The 17226-nt window shown below is 74.5% G+C and carries 14 protein-coding genes and 1 riboswitch; of the genes, 9 read left to right on the top strand and 5 right to left on the bottom strand.

Translation table 11 applies throughout. From position 1 onward, the window contains the following. Positions 1 to 35 precede the first annotated feature (35 nt). From E3Z34_RS13770 to E3Z34_RS13780, 3 genes are all read left to right on the top strand, one after another. Positions 36 to 1661: an ABC transporter permease gene (locus tag E3Z34_RS13770; protein WP_134774064.1), complete on the top strand. Its 1626-nt coding sequence runs from the start codon at positions 36 to 38 to the stop codon at positions 1659 to 1661. A gap of 312 nt (positions 1662 to 1973) precedes the next feature. Next, complete coding sequence (locus E3Z34_RS13775) at positions 1974 to 2519, top strand: SurA N-terminal domain-containing protein (protein ID WP_238695510.1); 546 nt, start codon at positions 1974 to 1976, stop codon at positions 2517 to 2519. Positions 2520 to 2572: 53 nt separating this feature from the next. Further along, positions 2573 to 4426 carry a hypothetical protein gene (locus tag E3Z34_RS13780; protein WP_134774066.1) on the top strand — a complete coding sequence of 618 codons (1854 nt, stop codon included), beginning with the start codon at positions 2573 to 2575 and terminating at the stop codon, positions 4424 to 4426. Here the strand turns inward: E3Z34_RS13780 and E3Z34_RS13785 are convergent. Beyond that, positions 4418 to 5362 (bottom strand): hydroxymethylglutaryl-CoA lyase, encoded by a 945-nt coding sequence (locus tag E3Z34_RS13785; protein ID WP_134774067.1) that lies wholly within the window; start codon positions 5360 to 5362, stop codon positions 4418 to 4420. The genes E3Z34_RS13780 and E3Z34_RS13785 overlap by 9 nt on opposite strands. A gap of 92 nt (positions 5363 to 5454) precedes the next feature. Here E3Z34_RS13785 and E3Z34_RS13790 point away from each other — a divergent pair, with 92 nt between their 5' ends. Continuing rightward, the gene (locus E3Z34_RS13790; protein ID WP_134774068.1) at positions 5455 to 7107 is read left to right on the top strand and encodes a DNA repair helicase XPB; all 1653 of its coding nucleotides are present in this window, start codon (positions 5455 to 5457) and stop codon (positions 7105 to 7107) included. 11 nt (positions 7108 to 7118) lie between these two features. On the opposite strand, the gene ribH is transcribed toward E3Z34_RS13790, so the two are convergent. Genes ribH through ribD form a run of 4 tightly spaced genes read right to left on the bottom strand, consistent with a single transcriptional unit; the run spans position 7119 to position 10628 of the window. After that, positions 7119 to 7601, bottom strand: coding sequence for a 6,7-dimethyl-8-ribityllumazine synthase (gene ribH / locus E3Z34_RS13795; RefSeq protein WP_134774069.1), 483 nt, complete (start codon positions 7599 to 7601; stop codon positions 7119 to 7121). Further along, entirely contained in the window at positions 7598 to 8830 is a 1233-nt protein-coding gene (gene ribB, locus E3Z34_RS13800) for a 3,4-dihydroxy-2-butanone-4-phosphate synthase (protein ID WP_134774070.1), read from the bottom strand. Before ribB ends, ribH begins: the two co-directional genes overlap by 4 nt. Beyond that, on the bottom strand, positions 8827 to 9447 hold the full coding sequence (locus E3Z34_RS13805; RefSeq protein WP_134774071.1) for a riboflavin synthase: 621 nt from the start codon (positions 9445 to 9447) through the stop codon (positions 8827 to 8829). Before E3Z34_RS13805 ends, ribB begins: the two co-directional genes overlap by 4 nt. 2 nt (positions 9448 to 9449) lie before the next feature. Next, complete coding sequence (ribD, locus tag E3Z34_RS13810) at positions 9450 to 10628, bottom strand: bifunctional diaminohydroxyphosphoribosylaminopyrimidine deaminase/5-amino-6-(5-phosphoribosylamino)uracil reductase RibD (protein ID WP_238695185.1); 1179 nt, start codon at positions 10626 to 10628, stop codon at positions 9450 to 9452. A 120-nt stretch (positions 10629 to 10748) separates the two neighbouring features. Beyond that, positions 10749 to 10875, bottom strand: a riboswitch (FMN riboswitch). 89 nt (positions 10876 to 10964) lie between these two features. Between ribD and E3Z34_RS13815 the strand changes: the two genes are divergently transcribed. From E3Z34_RS13815 to E3Z34_RS13835, 5 genes are all read left to right on the top strand, one after another. After that, a complete protein-coding gene (locus E3Z34_RS13815; RefSeq protein ID WP_134774072.1) occupies positions 10965 to 11681 on the top strand; it encodes a response regulator transcription factor in 717 nt (238 codons plus the stop codon). 8 nt (positions 11682 to 11689) lie between these two features. Continuing rightward, positions 11690 to 13246 (top strand): sensor histidine kinase, encoded by a 1557-nt coding sequence (locus tag E3Z34_RS13820; protein WP_134774073.1) that lies wholly within the window; start codon positions 11690 to 11692, stop codon positions 13244 to 13246. A 50-nt stretch (positions 13247 to 13296) separates the two neighbouring features. Then, positions 13297 to 14646 (top strand): S1C family serine protease, encoded by a 1350-nt coding sequence (locus E3Z34_RS13825; RefSeq protein ID WP_194092413.1) that lies wholly within the window; start codon positions 13297 to 13299, stop codon positions 14644 to 14646. An 83-nt stretch (positions 14647 to 14729) separates the two neighbouring features. Beyond that, on the top strand, positions 14730 to 15944 hold the full coding sequence (locus tag E3Z34_RS13830) for an NAD-dependent epimerase/dehydratase family protein (RefSeq protein ID WP_134774074.1): 1215 nt from the start codon (positions 14730 to 14732) through the stop codon (positions 15942 to 15944). A 32-nt stretch (positions 15945 to 15976) separates the two neighbouring features. Continuing rightward, positions 15977 to 17146 (top strand): glycosyltransferase family 4 protein, encoded by a 1170-nt coding sequence (locus tag E3Z34_RS13835; RefSeq protein ID WP_134774075.1) that lies wholly within the window; start codon positions 15977 to 15979, stop codon positions 17144 to 17146. Positions 17147 to 17226 lie beyond the last annotated feature (80 nt).

Here is a 17226-nt window from a genome sequence, read left to right on the forward strand (position 1 = left end):
GCCGCCATGGTAGGCGACGCCGTACGCTGGCAGGCATGAGCGCCCACAGCCGCCCGGGCGCCCTCGCCGGGCTGGCTCCGCTGGTCCGCCTCGCCCTGCGGCGGGGTCGCTGGCCCTACCTCGCCTGGGTGGTCATGCTGGCGGTCACGGTCCCCGCCGTCGCCGCCGCCTACGAGACGGTCGTCGACCCGCGCAACGCCGACGTCCTCATCGCCTCGATGACCGCCAACCCCACCATGCGGGCGATGCTCGGACCACCCTTCGAGCTGTCCACCGCCGGAGGGTTCACGGTCTGGCGGGTGGGCACGTTCGTCGCGACGATGGCCGGGATCATGGCGATCCTCGGCGTCGTCCGCTCCACCCGGGCCGACGAGGAGGAGGGCCGCACCGAGCTCCTGCTCTCGGGGTCGCTCGGTCGGCACGTCCCCCTGCTGGCCGCCGTCCTGGTGGCGCTGGCCGCCTGCGGTGCGCTCGGGCTGCTCGTCACGCTCGGTATGGTGGCGACCGGCCAGCCGACCGCAGGGTCGGTCGCCTTCGGGCTGGGGACCGGGCTCGTCGGGGCGGTCTTCGTCGGGGTCGGCGCCGTCGCCGCCCAGCTCACGGGCTCCGCCCGGGCGGCACGCTCGGTCGCCCTGTGGACGCTGGGCGCCGCATACACCGTGCGGGCCGTCGCCGACGCCGCGCAGGAGGGCAGCACGGTCCGCAGCCTCGCCTGGCTCTCCCCCGTCCAGTGGATGGCGCTGGCCAGGCCCTACGCGCAGGAACGCTGGTGGGTGCTCCTCATCCCCCTGCTGTGCACGGTGCTCCTGCTGGGCGCGGCCCTCGCCCTGCAGGAGCGACGGGACCACGGCGCCGGCCTCTGGGCGACCCGTCCGGGGCGGGCGGGGGCCCCAAGGAGCCTGGCCTCCCCGCTGGCGCTGTCCTGGCGGCTCCACCGCGGCGGCGTGCTGGGCTGGACCCTGGGGCTGGTGCTGCTGGCTACGGCCCTGGGCTCGCTGTCGACGAGCTTCGAGACGATGTTCGAGGAGACGCCGGCCCTCCGCGCCGTCCTGGAACGCATGAGCGGCGGCACGACCGTGCTGGCGGAGGCCTTCTTCGTGGCCATGCTCAGCCTCGTGGCCGTCGTGACGGGGGTGCTCGCGGTCAGCATCTTCCAGCGTCTGGCCACCGAGGAGGACTCCGGCCGCGCCGAGCTCGTGCTCTCGACCCCCACCGCTCGGCTGCGTCTCCTCCTCTCCCACCTCCTCCCCGCGGCGGTGGCGCCGACCGCCCTGCTCGTGCTCACCGGCGCCGTGCTGAGCCTGCACCTGGCCCGCACGGAGGGGGACTGGTCCTGGGTGGGCCGCATCGCCGGGGCCGGAGCCGCTCTCGCGCCCGGTGGTCTGGTCGTGCTCGGCCTCGCCGTGCTCCTGCACGGATGGGCGCCACGCCTGGCCTGGCTGGTGTGGGTCGTCGTCGGCTGGAGCCTGCTCATGGTATGGGTCGGCGCGATCCTCGACCTGCCGGGCTGGGTGACCGGGCTCACCCCCTGGGCCCCCCTGCCGCTCCTGCCGACCGACGCCATGGACTGGCCCGCCGTGCTCGGCACCACCGCCGTGGCGGTGGTCCTCACCGCGGCTGGGGCCCTGGGCTACCGGCGGCGGGACATCGCGGCCACCTGAGGACACCCTGGGAGGTGGCTGACCGCGGCGCCCAGACTGCGGACCTAGCGTGCACCGGATGCGACCGACCATGCGCACCACGGCCCTGCCCGCCCTCGCCCTGGCGACCGCCCTCTGCTGGGCGCCTGCTCCGGTGGCGCCGGCGGCACCGACAGCACGGGCGGCAGCACCGACGGGGGCACCGCCACGACCGCCGACGCCGCGGGGACCACCCAGCCGGCCGCCGACGGGGCCGGCAGCACCCTGGACGTCGACGCCCTCCCCGACCCCGTCGCCGAGGTCAACGGCGAGGACATCCCCCGTGACGTCTTCCTGGCCGCCTTCGAGGGCCAGCGGGAGGCGGCCCGGCAGCAGGCCGAGCTCAGCGGGACACCCACCGACGAGACGGTGCTGCGGGACCAGATCCTCGACCAGCTCGTCGACGCCGAGCTGCTCGTGCAGGAGGGTGAGCGTCTGGACGTGTCGGCCGGGGAGGACGAGGTCGACGCCGAGCTCGCCGCCCTCGTGGACCAGTCCGAGGCCGGCTCCGAGGAGGAGCTGCTGGCCCTGCTGGAGGAGCAGGGCCTGGACGAGGAGCAGGTCCGCGACGAGCTGCGCCGGATCGTGCTCATCGACACCTTGCTGCAGGAGCGCGGCGGCGTGGAGGAGCCCGAGGAGCAGGAGGTGCGGGACCTCTACGACCAGCTCACCCAGCAGGGGGCGGACGGTGCCGGATCGACCGCCGACCCCGGGTACCCGCCCTACGAGGAGGTGCGCGACCAGCTCGCCGAGCAGCTGATCCGCCAGAACGAGAACGCCGCGCTGGGCGAGCTGCTCACGGACCTGCGCGCGGAGGCGGAGATCACCCTCCACGTCTGAGCCCTCCCCCGCCGCGACCCGGGGCGCAGCCGCCCACCGGTGGCGGGTCTGCGATGCTGGTCCCGGCCGGGGCGGCGCGCGGAGGAGGGACGACGGTGGGTCACGGACGGGACGGCGCCCGCTCAGCGGGTGACCGGGATCCGCAGTCGTCGGTCGTGCTGGTGCTCGTCGTGCTGGTCGGCGCGTTCCTGCTCTGGCGGGTGCGCCACGGGGTCGACCAGGGGGACGGCGCCCATGTCGTCGCCCTGGCCGTGCGGCTGGCGGAGGGCGCGACCCCGTTCGTCGACGAGATGAACGTCCAGTCGCTCGGGTCCCTGGCCGCGGTCCCCTTCACCTGGGTGTGGCTGCAGCTGGTGGGCCTCGAGGGCGTCGTCCTGGCGTCCCGGACCTGGTACCTGCTGCTGGCGCTGGGGGCCGGCGTCGTCGGCTACCGGGCGCTGCGGACCGGGCTGCGGCCCCTCCCCGCCTTCACCGGGGTGGCGCTGGCCTGCGTGCCGACCCCCTACAACCTGCTCGTCACCAGCTACAACACGGTGCCGGGGCTGGCACTCGGGGTGGCCACCTTCGCCGGGTATGCCGCACTCACCCGCTCCAGCGGGCGCTGGGCGGCGGTCAGCGGCGCGGCCCTGGCCGTCTCGGTGCTTGCCCACCCCTCGTCGCTCCCGGCCGCGGCCGTGCTGGGCCTGGTAGTCCTGGTCCTCGGTCTGCACCGCACCGGGGTCGTCCGCGGCCTGCTGCTGGGCGGAGGTTCGCTGTCCGCGGTCGTGATCCTGTGGGTCGTCGCCGGCCCGGGGATCGGTGCGCTCCTGGAGACGCTGAGCTACACCACCGACTACCAGGCCTCCCGCCCGCACCCCGTGGACCGCCTGGCCGACACGACGCGACGCTTCGCCGAGGTCGTGGTCAGCCCGGCCTTCGTCCCCGCGCTGGTGCTCGCGCTCCTGGCCGGGCTCCCCCGGGTGCCCGCACGCCTGCGCACCCCCTCGATGGTGCTGGTCGCGCCGGCCGCCGCGGTCCCGGCCGCCCTCTCCCTGTCCGATCCCACCCGCCTGGTGACGGGGGCGACCAGCGGGACGTACGCCGTCCTGGTCGTCCTCGCCCTGGTCGTGCCCGTCGCCCTGTGGTCGGCCCGCACCCCCCACCGGGACCTGCGGCTGCTGCTGGCCCTCAGCGGCCCGCCCGCCGTCGTCGGGCTGGTCACCTACGCCCTCGCCACCTCGGCCAAGGGAAGCTGGGGCGTGATCGTCCCCCCGGCCCTGCCCCTCTACGGCGTCCTCGGGATCGGCGCGGTGCTGGCCGCCACGCAGGCGTGGGGGCGCCGGGACGACGCCCGTGACGACGACCGGGGTCGCTCCACCCGCCGACCGCTGCGACCCGTCCCGCTCGCGGCCGTCGCCCTCCTGGTGGTGCCGCTGCTCGGCGTGCACACCCTGCACAGCTTCCGCGACCCCGCTCCCTGGCGCACGACCGCCAGGATCACGGAGGGCCCCAACGCGGGCCTGTCCACCACCCCGGAGGGGTGGGTCCAGGACTGCCGCACCCGGCGGGCCGTCTCGGGCTGGGTCGGCCCCGGTGAGACTCTCCTGGCCTACGCCGAGCCGTCGGTCTACCTCTACACCGAGGCGCGCGCGGCCACGAACATCGTCTGGCTGGGCACCTTCGGCGCGGTCAACCAGGCGACCGTGGACTGGCTCGACGAGCGGGGCGCCTGGCCCGACGTCGTCCTCGTCCTGCCCTCCGTGGCCTCGGACTGGACCCGGTACGCCGCCGACGACCCGCTGCTGCAGCGCCTCGGCGAGGACTACGGCACCTACGTGGGTGCCGGGCCCTTCGGTGTCCAGCGGCGCGACGGCGCGGTGTCGCCGCCGTACGGCCCGGTGGACCTGGCCGCCTGCGACCTACCCTGACCCCGCGAGCGCCCGCACCACCCGCGAGGGCGCCGGGCGGCCCAGCTGCCCGGCCATCCAGGTGCTGGTCCGGACCAGCGCCTCCAGGTCGACCCCGTGGGTGATGCCGAGACCGTCGAGGGCCCACACCAGGTCCTCGGTGGCGAGGTTGCCCGTAGCCGACCTGGCGTAGGGGCACCCGCCCAGCCCGCCGGTGGAGGCGTCCACCGTGCGCACCCCGCGGCCCAGTGCCGCCATGGTGTTGGCGAGGGCCTGGCCGTAGGTGTCGTGGAAGTGGACGGCCGTCTGCTCCGGGCCGATCCCCGCGTCGTCCAGGGCGTCCAGCAGCCGCACGACGTGGCCGGGGGTGCCGACGCCGATCGTGTCCCCTAGGGAGAGCTGGTCGCAGCCGAGGTCCATGAGCCGCAGGCAGACGTCCACGACCCGGTCCACCGGCACCGGCCCCTCCCACGGGTCGCCGAAGCACATCGAGACGTAGGCGCGCACCCAGGCGCCGGAGTCGAGGGAGCGCCTGACCACGGGCGCGAACATCTCCACCGACTCGGCCACGGAGCGGTTGAGGTTCTTGCGGGCGAAGGTCTCGGTGGCGCTGCCGAAGATCGCGACCGAGGTGACCCCCCGCTCCAGGGCGCGGTCCAGCCCGCGCTCGTTGGGTACCAGGACCGGACGGTGCTGTCCGAGCCCGGCCGGCCCCAGCAGCTCCAGCAGCTCCTCGGCGTCGCCCAGCTGCGGCACCCAGGAGCGAGGCACGAAGCTGGTCAGCTCGACGGTCTCGAGACCGGCCGCCAGCAGGCGGCGCACGAAGTCGACCTTGACCTCGACCGGCAGCGGGGTGGACTCGTTCTGCAGGCCGTCCCGGGGACCCACCTCGTAGATCGTCACCCGGTCGGGCAGGCCCGGCAGCGGCTCGGTCATCGGCAGCGACGGGGTCGTCATGGGGCCATCTTCCCGCACCGGGGGAGGATCGCCGACCAGGTGGCCGGCTCCTGCGCGGAATGCCGACGCCACGCCATACCGTTAAGCCCTTGATGAACGGCCCTCTGATCGTCCAGTCCGACAAGACCCTCCTGCTCGAGGTCGACCACCCCGCCGCCGAGGCGGCGCGGCGCGACATCGCGCCCTTCGCCGAGCTCGAGCGTGCACCCGAGCACATCCACACCTACCGTGTGACCCCCCTAGGGCTCTGGAACGCACGGGCGGCCGGCCACGACGCCGAGCAGGTCGTCCACGCGCTGATCACCCACAGCCGCTACCCCGTGCCCCAGGCGCTGCTCGTGGACGTCGCCGACACCATGGCCCGCTACGGACGCCTCACGCTGGACAAGGACCCCGAGCACGGCCTGGTCCTGCGCACGACCGACCGGGCGGTCCTCGCGGAGGTGTTGCGCCACAAGAAGATCAAACCCCTGGTCGGCGCCCTGATCGATCCGGACACCGTGTCGGTCCACGCCTCCGAGCGCGGGCACGTCAAGCAGGAGCTGCTCAAGCTCGGATGGCCCGCGGAGGACCTCGCGGGGTACGTCGACGGCGAGGCCCACCCGATCGCGCTCGACCCGGACTCGGGCGGCGGATGGGCCCTGCGCCCCTACCAGCAGCAGGCGGTCGACGGCTTCTGGGACGGCGGGTCGGGGGTCGTGGTGCTCCCCTGCGGCGCGGGCAAGACCCTGGTGGGCGCCGGCGCCATGGCCCGCAGCTCGACCACCACCCTCATCCTGGTCACCAACACCGTCTCGGCCCGGCAGTGGCGCGAGGAGCTGCTCCGCCGCACCTCGCTCACCGAGGACGAGATCGGGGAGTACAGCGGCGCCCGCAAGGAGATCCGTCCGGTCACGATCGCGACCTACCAGGTGCTGACGACGCGCCGCAAGGGCACCTACCCGCACCTCGACCTGCTCGACGCCCGGGACTGGGGCCTCGTCGTCTACGACGAGGTGCACCTGCTGCCGGCACCGATCTTCCGGATGACGGCCGACCTGCAGGCCCGCCGACGGCTCGGGCTGACCGCCACCCTCGTGCGGGAGGACGGCCGGGAGTCGGACGTCTTCTCCCTCATCGGCCCCAAGCGCTACGACGCGCCCTGGAAGGACATCGAGGCCCAGGGCTGGATCGCCCCGGCCGACTGCGTCGAGGTCCGGGTGACGATGCCGGAGTCGATGCGGATGGCGTACGCCGTCGCCGAGCCCGACGAGCGCTACCGCTTCGCCGCGTCGGCGCCCGCCAAGGACGCGGTCGTCCACCAGCTCGTCGAGCGGCACCCCGGCGAGCCGACGCTCGTCATCGGGCAGTACCTGGACCAGCTCGAGCTGCTCGCGGACCGGCTCGACGCCCCCCTCATCACGGGGGCGACGACGGTGCCGCAGCGTCAGGAGCTGTTCCGCCAGTTCCGCGAGGGTGAGATCGACCTGCTCGTCGTGTCCAAGGTGGCCAACTTCTCGATCGACCTGCCCGAGGCCTCGGTGGCCATCCAGGTCAGCGGCACCTTCGGGTCACGTCAGGAGGAGGCCCAGCGCCTCGGGCGTCTGCTGCGACCCAAGGGCGACGGGCGGACGGCGCACTTCTACACCGTCGTGGCGCGGGACACCGTCGACGCGGACTTCGCGGCGCACCGTCAGCGCTTCCTCGCCGAGCAGGGGTACGCCTACCGCATCGTCGACGCCGACGACATCTCCACCCTCACCTGACTGCGCCCGGGTCAGCCCGGGGACAGCGCCGTCCGGATCGCCAGGACGGTCGCGACCGCGGCGGTCGCGGCCTCGTGACCCTTGTCCTCGGACGAGCCCGGCAGGCCGGCCCGGTCGAGAGCCTGCTGCTCGTCGTCGCAGGTGAGGACCCCGAACCCCACGGGCACACCCGTGCCGACCGAGACGTCGGTCAGGCCGGTGGTGGCCGCGGAGCAGACGTAGTCGAAGTGCGGCGTGCCGCCGCGGACGACGACCCCGAGGGCGACCAGAGCGTCATACCCACCCGTGCGGGCCAGCTGCGCGCAGGCGACGGGCAGCTCGAAGCTCCCGGGCACCCGCACCTCCGTCACCTCCGTGACGCCCGCCTCCGCCAGGCCGCGCCGCGCCCCGTCCAGCAGCCCGCCCATGACCCGGTCGTGCCAGGACGCGGCGACGACGGCGACCCGCAGGCCGGTCGCGTCGACGGTCAGGGTGGGTGCTCCGGCCTTGCTCATGCGGTGCTCCTCATCGTGCTGGTGGTGGGTATGGCGTGGGGGGTGTGGCCGAGCTGCTCGGCCTTGGCGCGGAGGTAGGCGTGCGACTCCGGCGGCGGCGTGGTGCGGGACGGCTCGGTGGCCGCGACCGTGAGCCCGAGCCGCGCCAGGGCCGCGGCCTTGTCGGGGTTGTGGGTGATGAGTCGCAGGTGCCGGTCGCCCAGCCCCAGGTCGTGCAGGATCGCGGCCCCGGCCGAGTAGTCCCGCGCGTCGACGGGCAGCCCGAGCACGTGCTGGGCCGCGACCGTGTCCACACCGGTGTCCTGCACGGCGTAGGCGCGCAGCTTGTCGAGCAGGCCGACACCCCGGCCCTCGTGGCCGCGCAGGTAGACCACGACGCCGCCCTCGGTGGCGACCCGGGCCAGGGCGTCCTGCAGCTGCGGTCCGCAGTCGCAGCGGCGGGACCCCAGGGCCTCCCCCGTCAGGCACTCGGAGTGCAGCCGCACCAGGGGCTCCGGCCCGGCGTCGGGACGCCCGACCAGCGCGAGGTGCTCGGCGCCGGTCACCAGGTCGCGGTAGCCGTGCACGACCAGCTCGCCGTGCTCGGTCGGCAGCACCGTGGTGGCCTCCCGGCGGACCGAGTCGTGGACGAGCCGGTGGGCGACCAGGTCGGCGATCGTGATGACCGGCAGGTCGTGCCGGGCGCCGAGCTCGGCGACCTGCGGACCGCGCAGCATCTCGCCCCGGTCGTCGACCAGCTCGGCGATGACCGCGACCGGGGCCAGGCCGGCGAGGCGGCAGAGGTCGACGGCGGCCTCGGTGTGCCCCCGCCGGGCCAGGACACCGCCGTCGCGGGCGCGCAGCGGCACGACGTGCCCCGGACGGCGGAGGTCCGCCGCGGTCGTGCCCGGTGCGGCGAGCAGCCGCAGCGTCGTGGCCCGGTCGCTCGCGCTGATGCCGGTCGTGACGCCGACGGCCGCGTCGACGGTGACGGTGTAGGCCGTGCGGAGCAGGTCCTCGTTGTGCTCCACCATGAGGGGCAGCTCCAGGCGGTCGGCCACCTCGCCGGGCATCGGGGCGCACAGGTAGCCCGAGCTGTGCCGCACCGTCCACCCGGTCCACGCGTCGGTCAGCGTCTCCGCGGCCAGGACGACGTCACCCTCGTTCTCCCGGTCGACGTCGTCCAGCACGAGCACGGGCCGGCCCTCGCGCAGGGCCGCCAGCGCCTCGCCGAGGCTGCTGGTCCTCACGGTGCCACCTCCCCGCCCGCGTCGACCCGGCCGTCGGCGAGCATGGCCTCGACGTACTTGGCCAGGACGTCCACCTCCACGTTGACCTCCTCGCCCGGCTGACGGGAGCCGAGGGTGGTCAGCTCCAGCGTCGTCGGGATGAGGCTCACGGAGAAGGTGTCGTCGGTGCGGGCCGACACGGTCAGCGAGACCCCGTCGAGGGCCACCGAGCCCTTGAGGACGACGTAGCGTCGCAGCGCCGCCGGGAGGGCGAAGGTCACCACCTCCCACCGGTCCCCCGGCTCGCGGGACAGCACCGTGGTCGTGGCGTCGACGTGACCCTGGACGATGTGACCGCCGAAGCGGGCGTCGGCACGCATGGCGCGCTCGAGGTTGACGGGGTCCCCGCGGCGCAGCCGGCCCAGGGTGGAGCGGGTCAGCGTCTCGGCCATGACGTCGGCGCTGAACCCCTGGGGGGTGTGGTCGGTGACGGTCAGGCAGACGCCGTCGACGGCCACGGAGTCGCCGTGCCGCAGGTCGGCCGCGACGGTGGGTGCGTGGACCTCGATGACGCTCGAGTCGTCCCCGTCGGTGCGGGCGGTGAGCGTGCCGAGCTCCTCGACGATGCCGGTGAACATGGTCAGTCCTCCTGGACGGTGGGTGCGGTGGCGCTGGGGGCGGGTGCCGTGGCCGTGGGGCTGGGGGTAGTGGCGCTGGGGGCGGGTGCGGTGGCGCTGGGGCCGGGGATGGGTGCGCCGGCGCTGGGGGCGGGGACGCGTGCCTGGTCGTCGGAGGCCGGGGCGTCCGGGTCGCGCGGGGTGCCGGGGACCAGCCGCATCCGGACGTCCGGCCCGACCCGGGCGAGGTCGACCAGCCGCAGGCGGGGCGCGTCGGCGAGGGTCCCGACCCCCAGGTCGGGGACCCCGGTGGGCCCGGCGCCCAGGAGGACGGGGGCCACGTGGAGGAGCAGCTCGTCGACGCAGCCCGCCGACCAGAAGGCCCCGCCCAGCGTGGGCCCTCCCTCGAGGAGCACCGTGCGGACGTGCCGCTCGGCGAGCGCGGCCAGCACCTCGCGGGGGTCGTGCGTGCGCAGCTGCAGCACCGGTGCGGGACCGCGGCCCAGCCGGGAGCCGGCGGGCAGGTCCCGGTGCCCCACGACGACCCGCAGCGGCTGGGTCGGCAGCTCCGCTCCGTCCCCGGCCCGGGCGGTCAGCGCCGGGTCGTCGGCGAGCGCCGTCCCCGTGCCGACCACGATCGCGTCCACGCGGGCCCGCAGCGCGTGGGCGTCGGCCCGGGCCTCCTCGGAGGTGATCCACCGGCTGGTCCCGTCGGGGGCGGCGACCCTGCCGTCCAGGGAGCCGGCGATCTTCCAGGTCACGTGCGGGCGCCCGAGGGCCGTGGCCCGCACCCAGTCAGCCACCAGGGCGTAGGACGCGGGGTGCGGGTGGTGCTCGACGGCGATGCCGCGCCCACGCAGCCAGTCACCGCCGCCGGTGGCCCGTCGGGTCGGCTCGGGCACGGCATACACGACCCGCTCCACGCCGGCCCGGAGCAGGGCCTCGGTGCACGGACCGGTGCGTCCGTGGTGGTGGCAGGGCTCGAGGGTGACGTAGGCGGTGGTGCCCCGGGCGCGCCCGCCCGCCGTGGCCAGCGCCGCGGCCTCGGCGTGGGGCGTGCCCGCCCCCTCGTGGTGCCCCTCGGCCACGATCTCCCCGCCGGGCGCCACCAGCACGCACCCCACGCGCGGGTTGGCGTCGCGGGCCGGGCCCCGCAGGGCACGGGCCACCGCCCGGTCCAGGTGCTCGTCGGTGCCGGTCACCGCATCCTCCGTCTCGTCGTCCTGCCCCGGAGGGGACGAGGGAGACGGAGAGGCCGACGGTGCGGGTCACGGCCGCGCCGACCGGACGGTCGGCGACGCCGGTGCGAGCACCGTCGCCGCTCGCGCTGCCTCCCATCCGGACTTTCACCGTCGGTCCCGGAGTTGCACCGGGTCAGCCGACCGCTGGATGCGGCCGGGTCGCGGACTGTCACCGCCGGCTCGGAGTTTCACCGACCCCGGAGCGCGTGCTGCTGGACCCAGCCTAGCAACCGTCCGGACACCACCCGTTCAGGATCTGTCCAGCCGTCTCCCAGCCTCCGGGCAGAGGATAGGCGCATGAGCGCCACCAGCCCGACCCCCGAGGCGACCCTGCTGGTCGTCGAGGACGAGACCAACATCCGCGAGCTGCTCACGACCAGCCTGCGCTTCGCCGGCTTCGCCGTCCACGCCGCACCGGACGGCCGGACCGCCCTGCAGCTGGCCTCCGAGCACGAGATCGACCTGGCCGTCCTCGACATCATGCTGCCCGACATGGACGGCTTCACCGTCACCCGCAACCTGCGCGACCGGGGGCTGGACCTGCCGATCGTCTTCCTCACCGCCCGCGACTCCCTCGACGACAAGGTCAAGGGGCTGACGGTCGGTGGTGACGACTACGTGACCAAGCCCTTCAGCCTGGAGGAGGTCGTGGCCCGGATCCGGGCCGTGCTGCGGCGCACCCGCGCGGCCGAGGAGGAGGCGGACGACCACGTGCTGCGGGTCGCCGACCTCGAGCTCGACGAGGACAGCCACGAGGTGCGGCGCGCCGGGCAGGTCATCGAGGTGTCCCCCACCGAGTTCAAGCTGCTGCGCTACCTCATGCTCAACCCCGGCCGTGTGCTCTCCAAGAGCCAGATCCTGGACCACGTGTGGGACTACGACTTCCGCGGCGAGATGAACATCGTGGAGTCCTACATCTCCTACCTGCGGCGCAAGATCGACGTCGTCGGCGAGCCGCTGATCCACACCAAGCGCGGGGTCGGCTACGTCCTGCGCGCCCCCCGGCCGAGCTGACCCGGGGCGTGCTCACCGGCCTGCGGCGGCTCACCTACGACCGCCTGCACGGGCTGTCGCTGACGCGACGACTCGTGACGGTCGTCGTCCTGCTGGTCCTCGCGGCCTACCTGCTCACCACGTCGGTGACGGTGATGATGATGCGCGGCTACCTCGTGAACCGCGCGGACGAGGACCTCACCGCCTACCTGCAGCCGCTCGCGCAGCGGGCCCTGTCCCAGATCGACGCCGAGACCACGGGTCAGCCCTCGCCGTCCAGCGCCCTGCTCGTGCCGCCCAACATCCCCTACTTCGTCGTCGTCACCCCGGCCGACGGGGGCGCGGCGAGACCCTTCCTCACCCGCGACACCGACCTCAGCCTCCCGGCGCTGGCCTCGATGCCGATGGACGACCCGCGGATCGGCGCCCCCTTCACCGTGCGCTCGGCGAACGGGGAGCTGAGCTGGCGGGTGCTGGCCGGGCAGCAGGCCAGCGGCGAGGGGACCGTCGCCGTGGCGGTGCCGCTGGACGGCATCGAGAGCACGGTCCGCCAGCTGGCGGTCCTCATCACCGTCATCGGTCTGGTCACCCTGGTGCTGGTCGCGGTGCTGGGCTGGTTCGCCGTGCGCCGCGCCTTCCGCCCCCTGACGCGCATCGAGGACACCGCGGCCGCGATCGCCGGGGGCGACCTCACCCTCCGGATGCCGCCGGGCGGCGCCGACGACGAGGTGAGCTCGCTGTCGGCCTCGATCAACGCGATGCTCACCCAGATCGAGCACTCCTTCGGCGTCCGGGAGGCCTCCGAGCGCCGCATGCGCGACTTCGTCGCGGACGCCTCGCACGAGCTGCGCACCCCGCTGGCCACGGTCAAGGGGTATGCCGAGCTCTACCGCTTCGGTGCCGTCCGCGACCCCGAGGACGTCGCTGGGGCGATGCGTCGGATCGAGGGTGAGGCCACCCGGATGACCAAGCTCGTGGAGGACCTGCTCACGCTCACCCGGTGGGACGCCGAGCCGCGGCTGTCGCCGACCCGGGTCGACCTGACGGTCCTGGCCTCGGACGTGGTGCAGGACGCCCGCGTCCGGGCCGGCGACCGCCGGCTCGCACTGGTGCCGCTCCGGCCCGGATCCCCTCCGGAAGGGGGACGCTCCGGCCCTCCGATGGTGATCGGCGAGGACGGAGCGCTGCGCCAGGTGCTGACCAACCTGGTGGCCAACGCGATCTCCTACAGCCCGGTCGACTCCCCGGTCGAGGTGGCGCTCGGCAGGCTCGGCGACGAGGTGGTCGTCGAGGTCCGTGACCACGGGCCCGGCCTCGACCCGGACAGCGCGGAGCGGGTGTTCGAACGGTTCTACCGGGCGGACAAGTCCCGCAGCCGAGCCTCCGGCGGCACCGGCCTGGGCCTGGCGATCGTCGCCGCCATCGTCGCCCGTCACGGGGGCGGGGTGCGCCACCTGCCGACCCCGGGCGGCGGGGCCACCTTCCGTGTCACCCTGCCCGCGGCGCCCCCGCCGGGGCCGGACGACGTCGAGGGCGAGGGCGAGGGCGACGGCGACGAGGCGCCGGCGCGTCCAGCAAACTCCTAGCGATATCCCAGGCCGCACCGACCTCCGGGGTGTCTCATGGACCCATGCCGATGACCGCCACCCCGTCCCCCGCCGCCGGCGGGCCCACGCCGCACGAGGCCACCCCCGACAGCACGCCTCCGGGCAGCACGCCCCCGGCGGGCGCCATTCCCTCGGCCGTGACCCCCACCGGCTCCTCGACCGGCGGCGCCCCGCCGGTCGCTGCCTCCTCCTCGCCCGCACGTCCCGCCCGTCCTCCTCGGCGCTGGGCCGACCTCGTCGTCGTCAGCCTGCTGTCGGCCGGGCTGGCCGCCGGGGGCACCTACACCGCGCTGGAGCTCGGGCAGCCGGGCAGCACCGGGTCGGTCGCCGAGGACCCCGCCCCCGATGGCGCCGACGTCGACCCTGGCGCCACCCCGGTCTCGGACGCCCCCGCGGCGGACCCCTCGACGGGGAGCTCCGCGGCGGCCGCGGAGGACTGGGCCGCGGTGGCCGAGGCGGTCACCCCCAGCACCGTGACGATCGCCGTCGCCGGCGCCACCGGGCAGGGGTCGGGCTCGGGCGTGGTCTGGGACACCGAGGGCCACGTCGTGACCAACGCCCACGTCGTCCAGGGTGCCCGGCAGGTCCAGGTCAGCCTCGCCGACGGCCGCACCTACCCCGCCACCGTGGTCGGCACAGACCCCTCCAGCGACCTCGCGGTGCTGCAGCTCACGGGCGCACCCGACGACCTCCCGCCGATCACCGTCGGGGACGACCGGGCCCTGCAGGTCGGTGACCCGGTGCTGGCCGTCGGGAGCCCCCTGGGGCTGTCGGGCACCGTCACCTCGGGCATCGTGAGCGCCCTGGACCGCCCCGTCACGACCCAGGGCACCGACGAGAGCCTGAGCGGCCGGGGCGTCCCCGTCGTCACCAACGCCATCCAGACCAGCGCCGCCATCAACCCGGGCAACTCCGGGGGTGCCCTGGTCAACGCGCGCGGCGAGCTGGTCGGCATCAACTCCTCCATCGCCTCCCTCTCCCAGGCCGGTGCCGGCGGGCAGGCCGGATCCATCGGCATCGGCTTCGCCATCCCCGCGGTCAAGGTGAGCCTGATCGCCGAGCAGCTCATCGAGACCGGGACCGCCACCAACGCCTTCCTGGGCGTCGGCCTGGTCGACGGCTCGGCCACGCTCGACGGGGCCCTGCTCACCGGTGCCGAGATCCGGCAGGTGGAGGACGGCTCGCCGGCGGCCGAGGCCGGGCTGCGCACCGGGGACGTGGTCGTCGCGATCGACGGGGAGCCGGTCTCCGGGCTCACCGCGCTCATCGGCCAGGTTCGCGAGCGGGCCGGCGGCCAGCAGGCGTCCCTCACCGTCGTGCGCGACGGCGCGCGCCAGGAGGTCGCGGTCACCTTCGCCACCCGGGCGGACGAGGGGTGACCTCGGCCGCCGGGTCGCGTTGATACCTTGACCCGGAGCGAGGCCGGCCCCCGGTCCTCGCCCCCACCTGGCAAGGAGTGTCCGTGAAGATCGCAGTCCTCGGCGGTGACGGTTTCTGCGGCTGGCCCGCGTCCCTGCACCTGTCGGACCTGGGTCACGACGTCCTGGTCGTCGACAACCTGTCCCGGCGGCGGATCGACGAGGAGCTGGGCGCCTCCTCGCTGACCCCGATCGTCAGCCCGCAGGAGCGGGTGGCGGCGTGGCAGGAGGTGTCCGGGCGGACGATCACCTTCGTCGAGCTGGACGTCGCCCAGGACTACGACGGCCTTGTCGACCTCCTGCTGGCCCAGCGTCCGGACGCCGTCGTCCACTTCGCCGAGCAGCGGGCCGCCCCCTACTCGATGAAGTCCCCGGCGCACAAGCGCTACACCGTGGACAACAACGTCAACGCCACGCACAACCTGCTGGCGGCGCTGGTCGAGACGGGCCTGGACGCGCACCTGGTCCACCTGGGGACGATGGGCGTCTACGGCTACGGCACGGCCGGGATGAAGATCCCCGAGGGTTACCTCCCCGTCCAGGTCGTCACCCACGAGGGCGAGCAGGTGGAGCAGGAGATCCTCTACCCCACCAACCCCGGCTCCGTCTACCACCTGACCAAGTGCCTGGACCAGCAGCTGTTCGCCTACTACGCCAAGAACGACCGCCTACGGATCACCGATCTGCACCAGGGCATCGTCTGGGGGACGCACACCGACCAGACCGCACGGGACGAGCGGCTGGTCAACCGCTTCGACTACGACGGTGACTACGGCACGGTCCTCAACCGCTTCCTCATGCAGGCCGCCGTCGGCTACCCCCTCACCGTGCACGGCACCGGCGGGCAGACCCGGGCCTTCATCCACATCCGCGACATGGTCCGCTGCGTCCAGATCGCCCTGGAGAACCCTCCGGCCCGCGGCGACAAGGTCAAGATCTTCAACCAGATGACGCAGACCCACCGGGTCCGCGACCTGGCCGAGCTGGTCGCCGGCCTGTCGGGCGCGACCGTGGAGATGGTCCCGAACCCGCGCCACGAGGCGGCGGAGAACGACCTGCACGTGCGCAACGACACCTTCCTCGACCTCGGTCTGGAGCCGACCTTCCTCGAGGAGGGCCTGCTCCTGGAGGTCGAGGAGGTCGCCCGTCGCTACGCCCACCGGGCGGACCTCGAGAAGATCCCCTGCACCTCCGTGTGGACCGCCGAGCAGCGGCCGGGCGTCCCCTCCCGGCACCCCCAGCCCGTCGCCGGCGGCTGAGCGCCGCCGGGTCGACGGCATACCCGCCGCCCATGCGCATCGCCCTGTTCACCGAGGTCTTCCTGCCCAAGGTCGACGGTGTCGTCACCCGCGTGACCCGCACCCTGGAGCAGCTGGAGCAGCTCGGTCACACCGCGCTCGTCTTCGCGCCCGGCGACCCGCCCGAGCGCTTCGGCGCCCACCAGGTGGTGCGGACCCGGTCCTGGTCCTTCCCCTGGTACCCCGAGATCATGGTCGGCACCCCCACCCCCCGGATCGCCCGGGAGATGCGCGCCTTCCGGCCCGACATCGTGCACGCGGTCAACCCGGTGTGGCTGGCGGCCTACGGCGTCCTGTCCGCGCGCCGGCGCAACCTGCCCCTGCTGGCCAGCTTCCACACCGACGTGCCCTCCTACACGACGGCGATCGGCGGCGGGCTGCAGGTCCTGCGCGCCCCGGTGCAGACGTGGACCACCGCCCTGCACAACCTGGCCGAGGTCAACCTGTGCACCTCCCGGCAGATGGTCGACCGGGCCCGGGAGGTCGGGATCCACGACGTGGACCTGTGGCCCAAGGCCGTCGACACGGTCGGCTACCACCCGCGGCGCCGCTCCCGCGAGATGCGGGAGCGGCTCACCGGCGGTCACCCCGACGCTCCCCTGGCGCTCTACGTGGGCCGGCTGTCGCGGGAGAAGAACCTCGTCCAGCTCCTCGAGCCGCTGCGCCGGCTGCAGGGGTATGGCGTGCGCCTGGCCCTGGTCGGGTCGGGACCGGGGCGCAGCGAGCTGGAGGCGGTGTTCGCCGGGACGCCCACCGTCTTCCCCGGCTACCTCGGTGGTGAGGACCTCGCTGCGGCCTACGCCTCCGCGGACGTCTTCGCCTTCCCGTCGACGACGGAGACCCTGGGCCTGGTGGCGCTGGAGTCGATGGCCTCGGGGGTCCCCGTCGTCGGCGCGGACGCGGGCGGGATCCCCTTCGCCGTCGAGGACGGCCGCACCGGGTTCCTGGTGACCCCCGGGGACGTCGAGGGCTGGACCGACCGGCTGCGGGCCCTGCTGACCGACCCGCAGCTGCGGGCGCGGATGGGAGGGCAGGCCCGGGCCGACGCCGAGGAGCACTCCTGGCAGGCGGCGACGGAGTCGCTCGTGCGGTCCTACGAGGTGGCGCTGGAGCGTCACGCCGGCCGGCGTCCGATGCACCGGGCGCTGCGCGCCCGGGGGTGAGGGCACTCCCCCCGCCCCCCTGACGCAGACCCCTGTCGACCACCCGTCGTCGCGGTGCCGGCGCGTCCTCCCCGGGTGTA

Source organism: Ornithinimicrobium flavum (assembly GCF_004526345.1).
Classification (GTDB): Bacteria; Actinomycetota; Actinomycetes; order Actinomycetales; family Dermatophilaceae; genus Ornithinicoccus; species Ornithinicoccus flavus.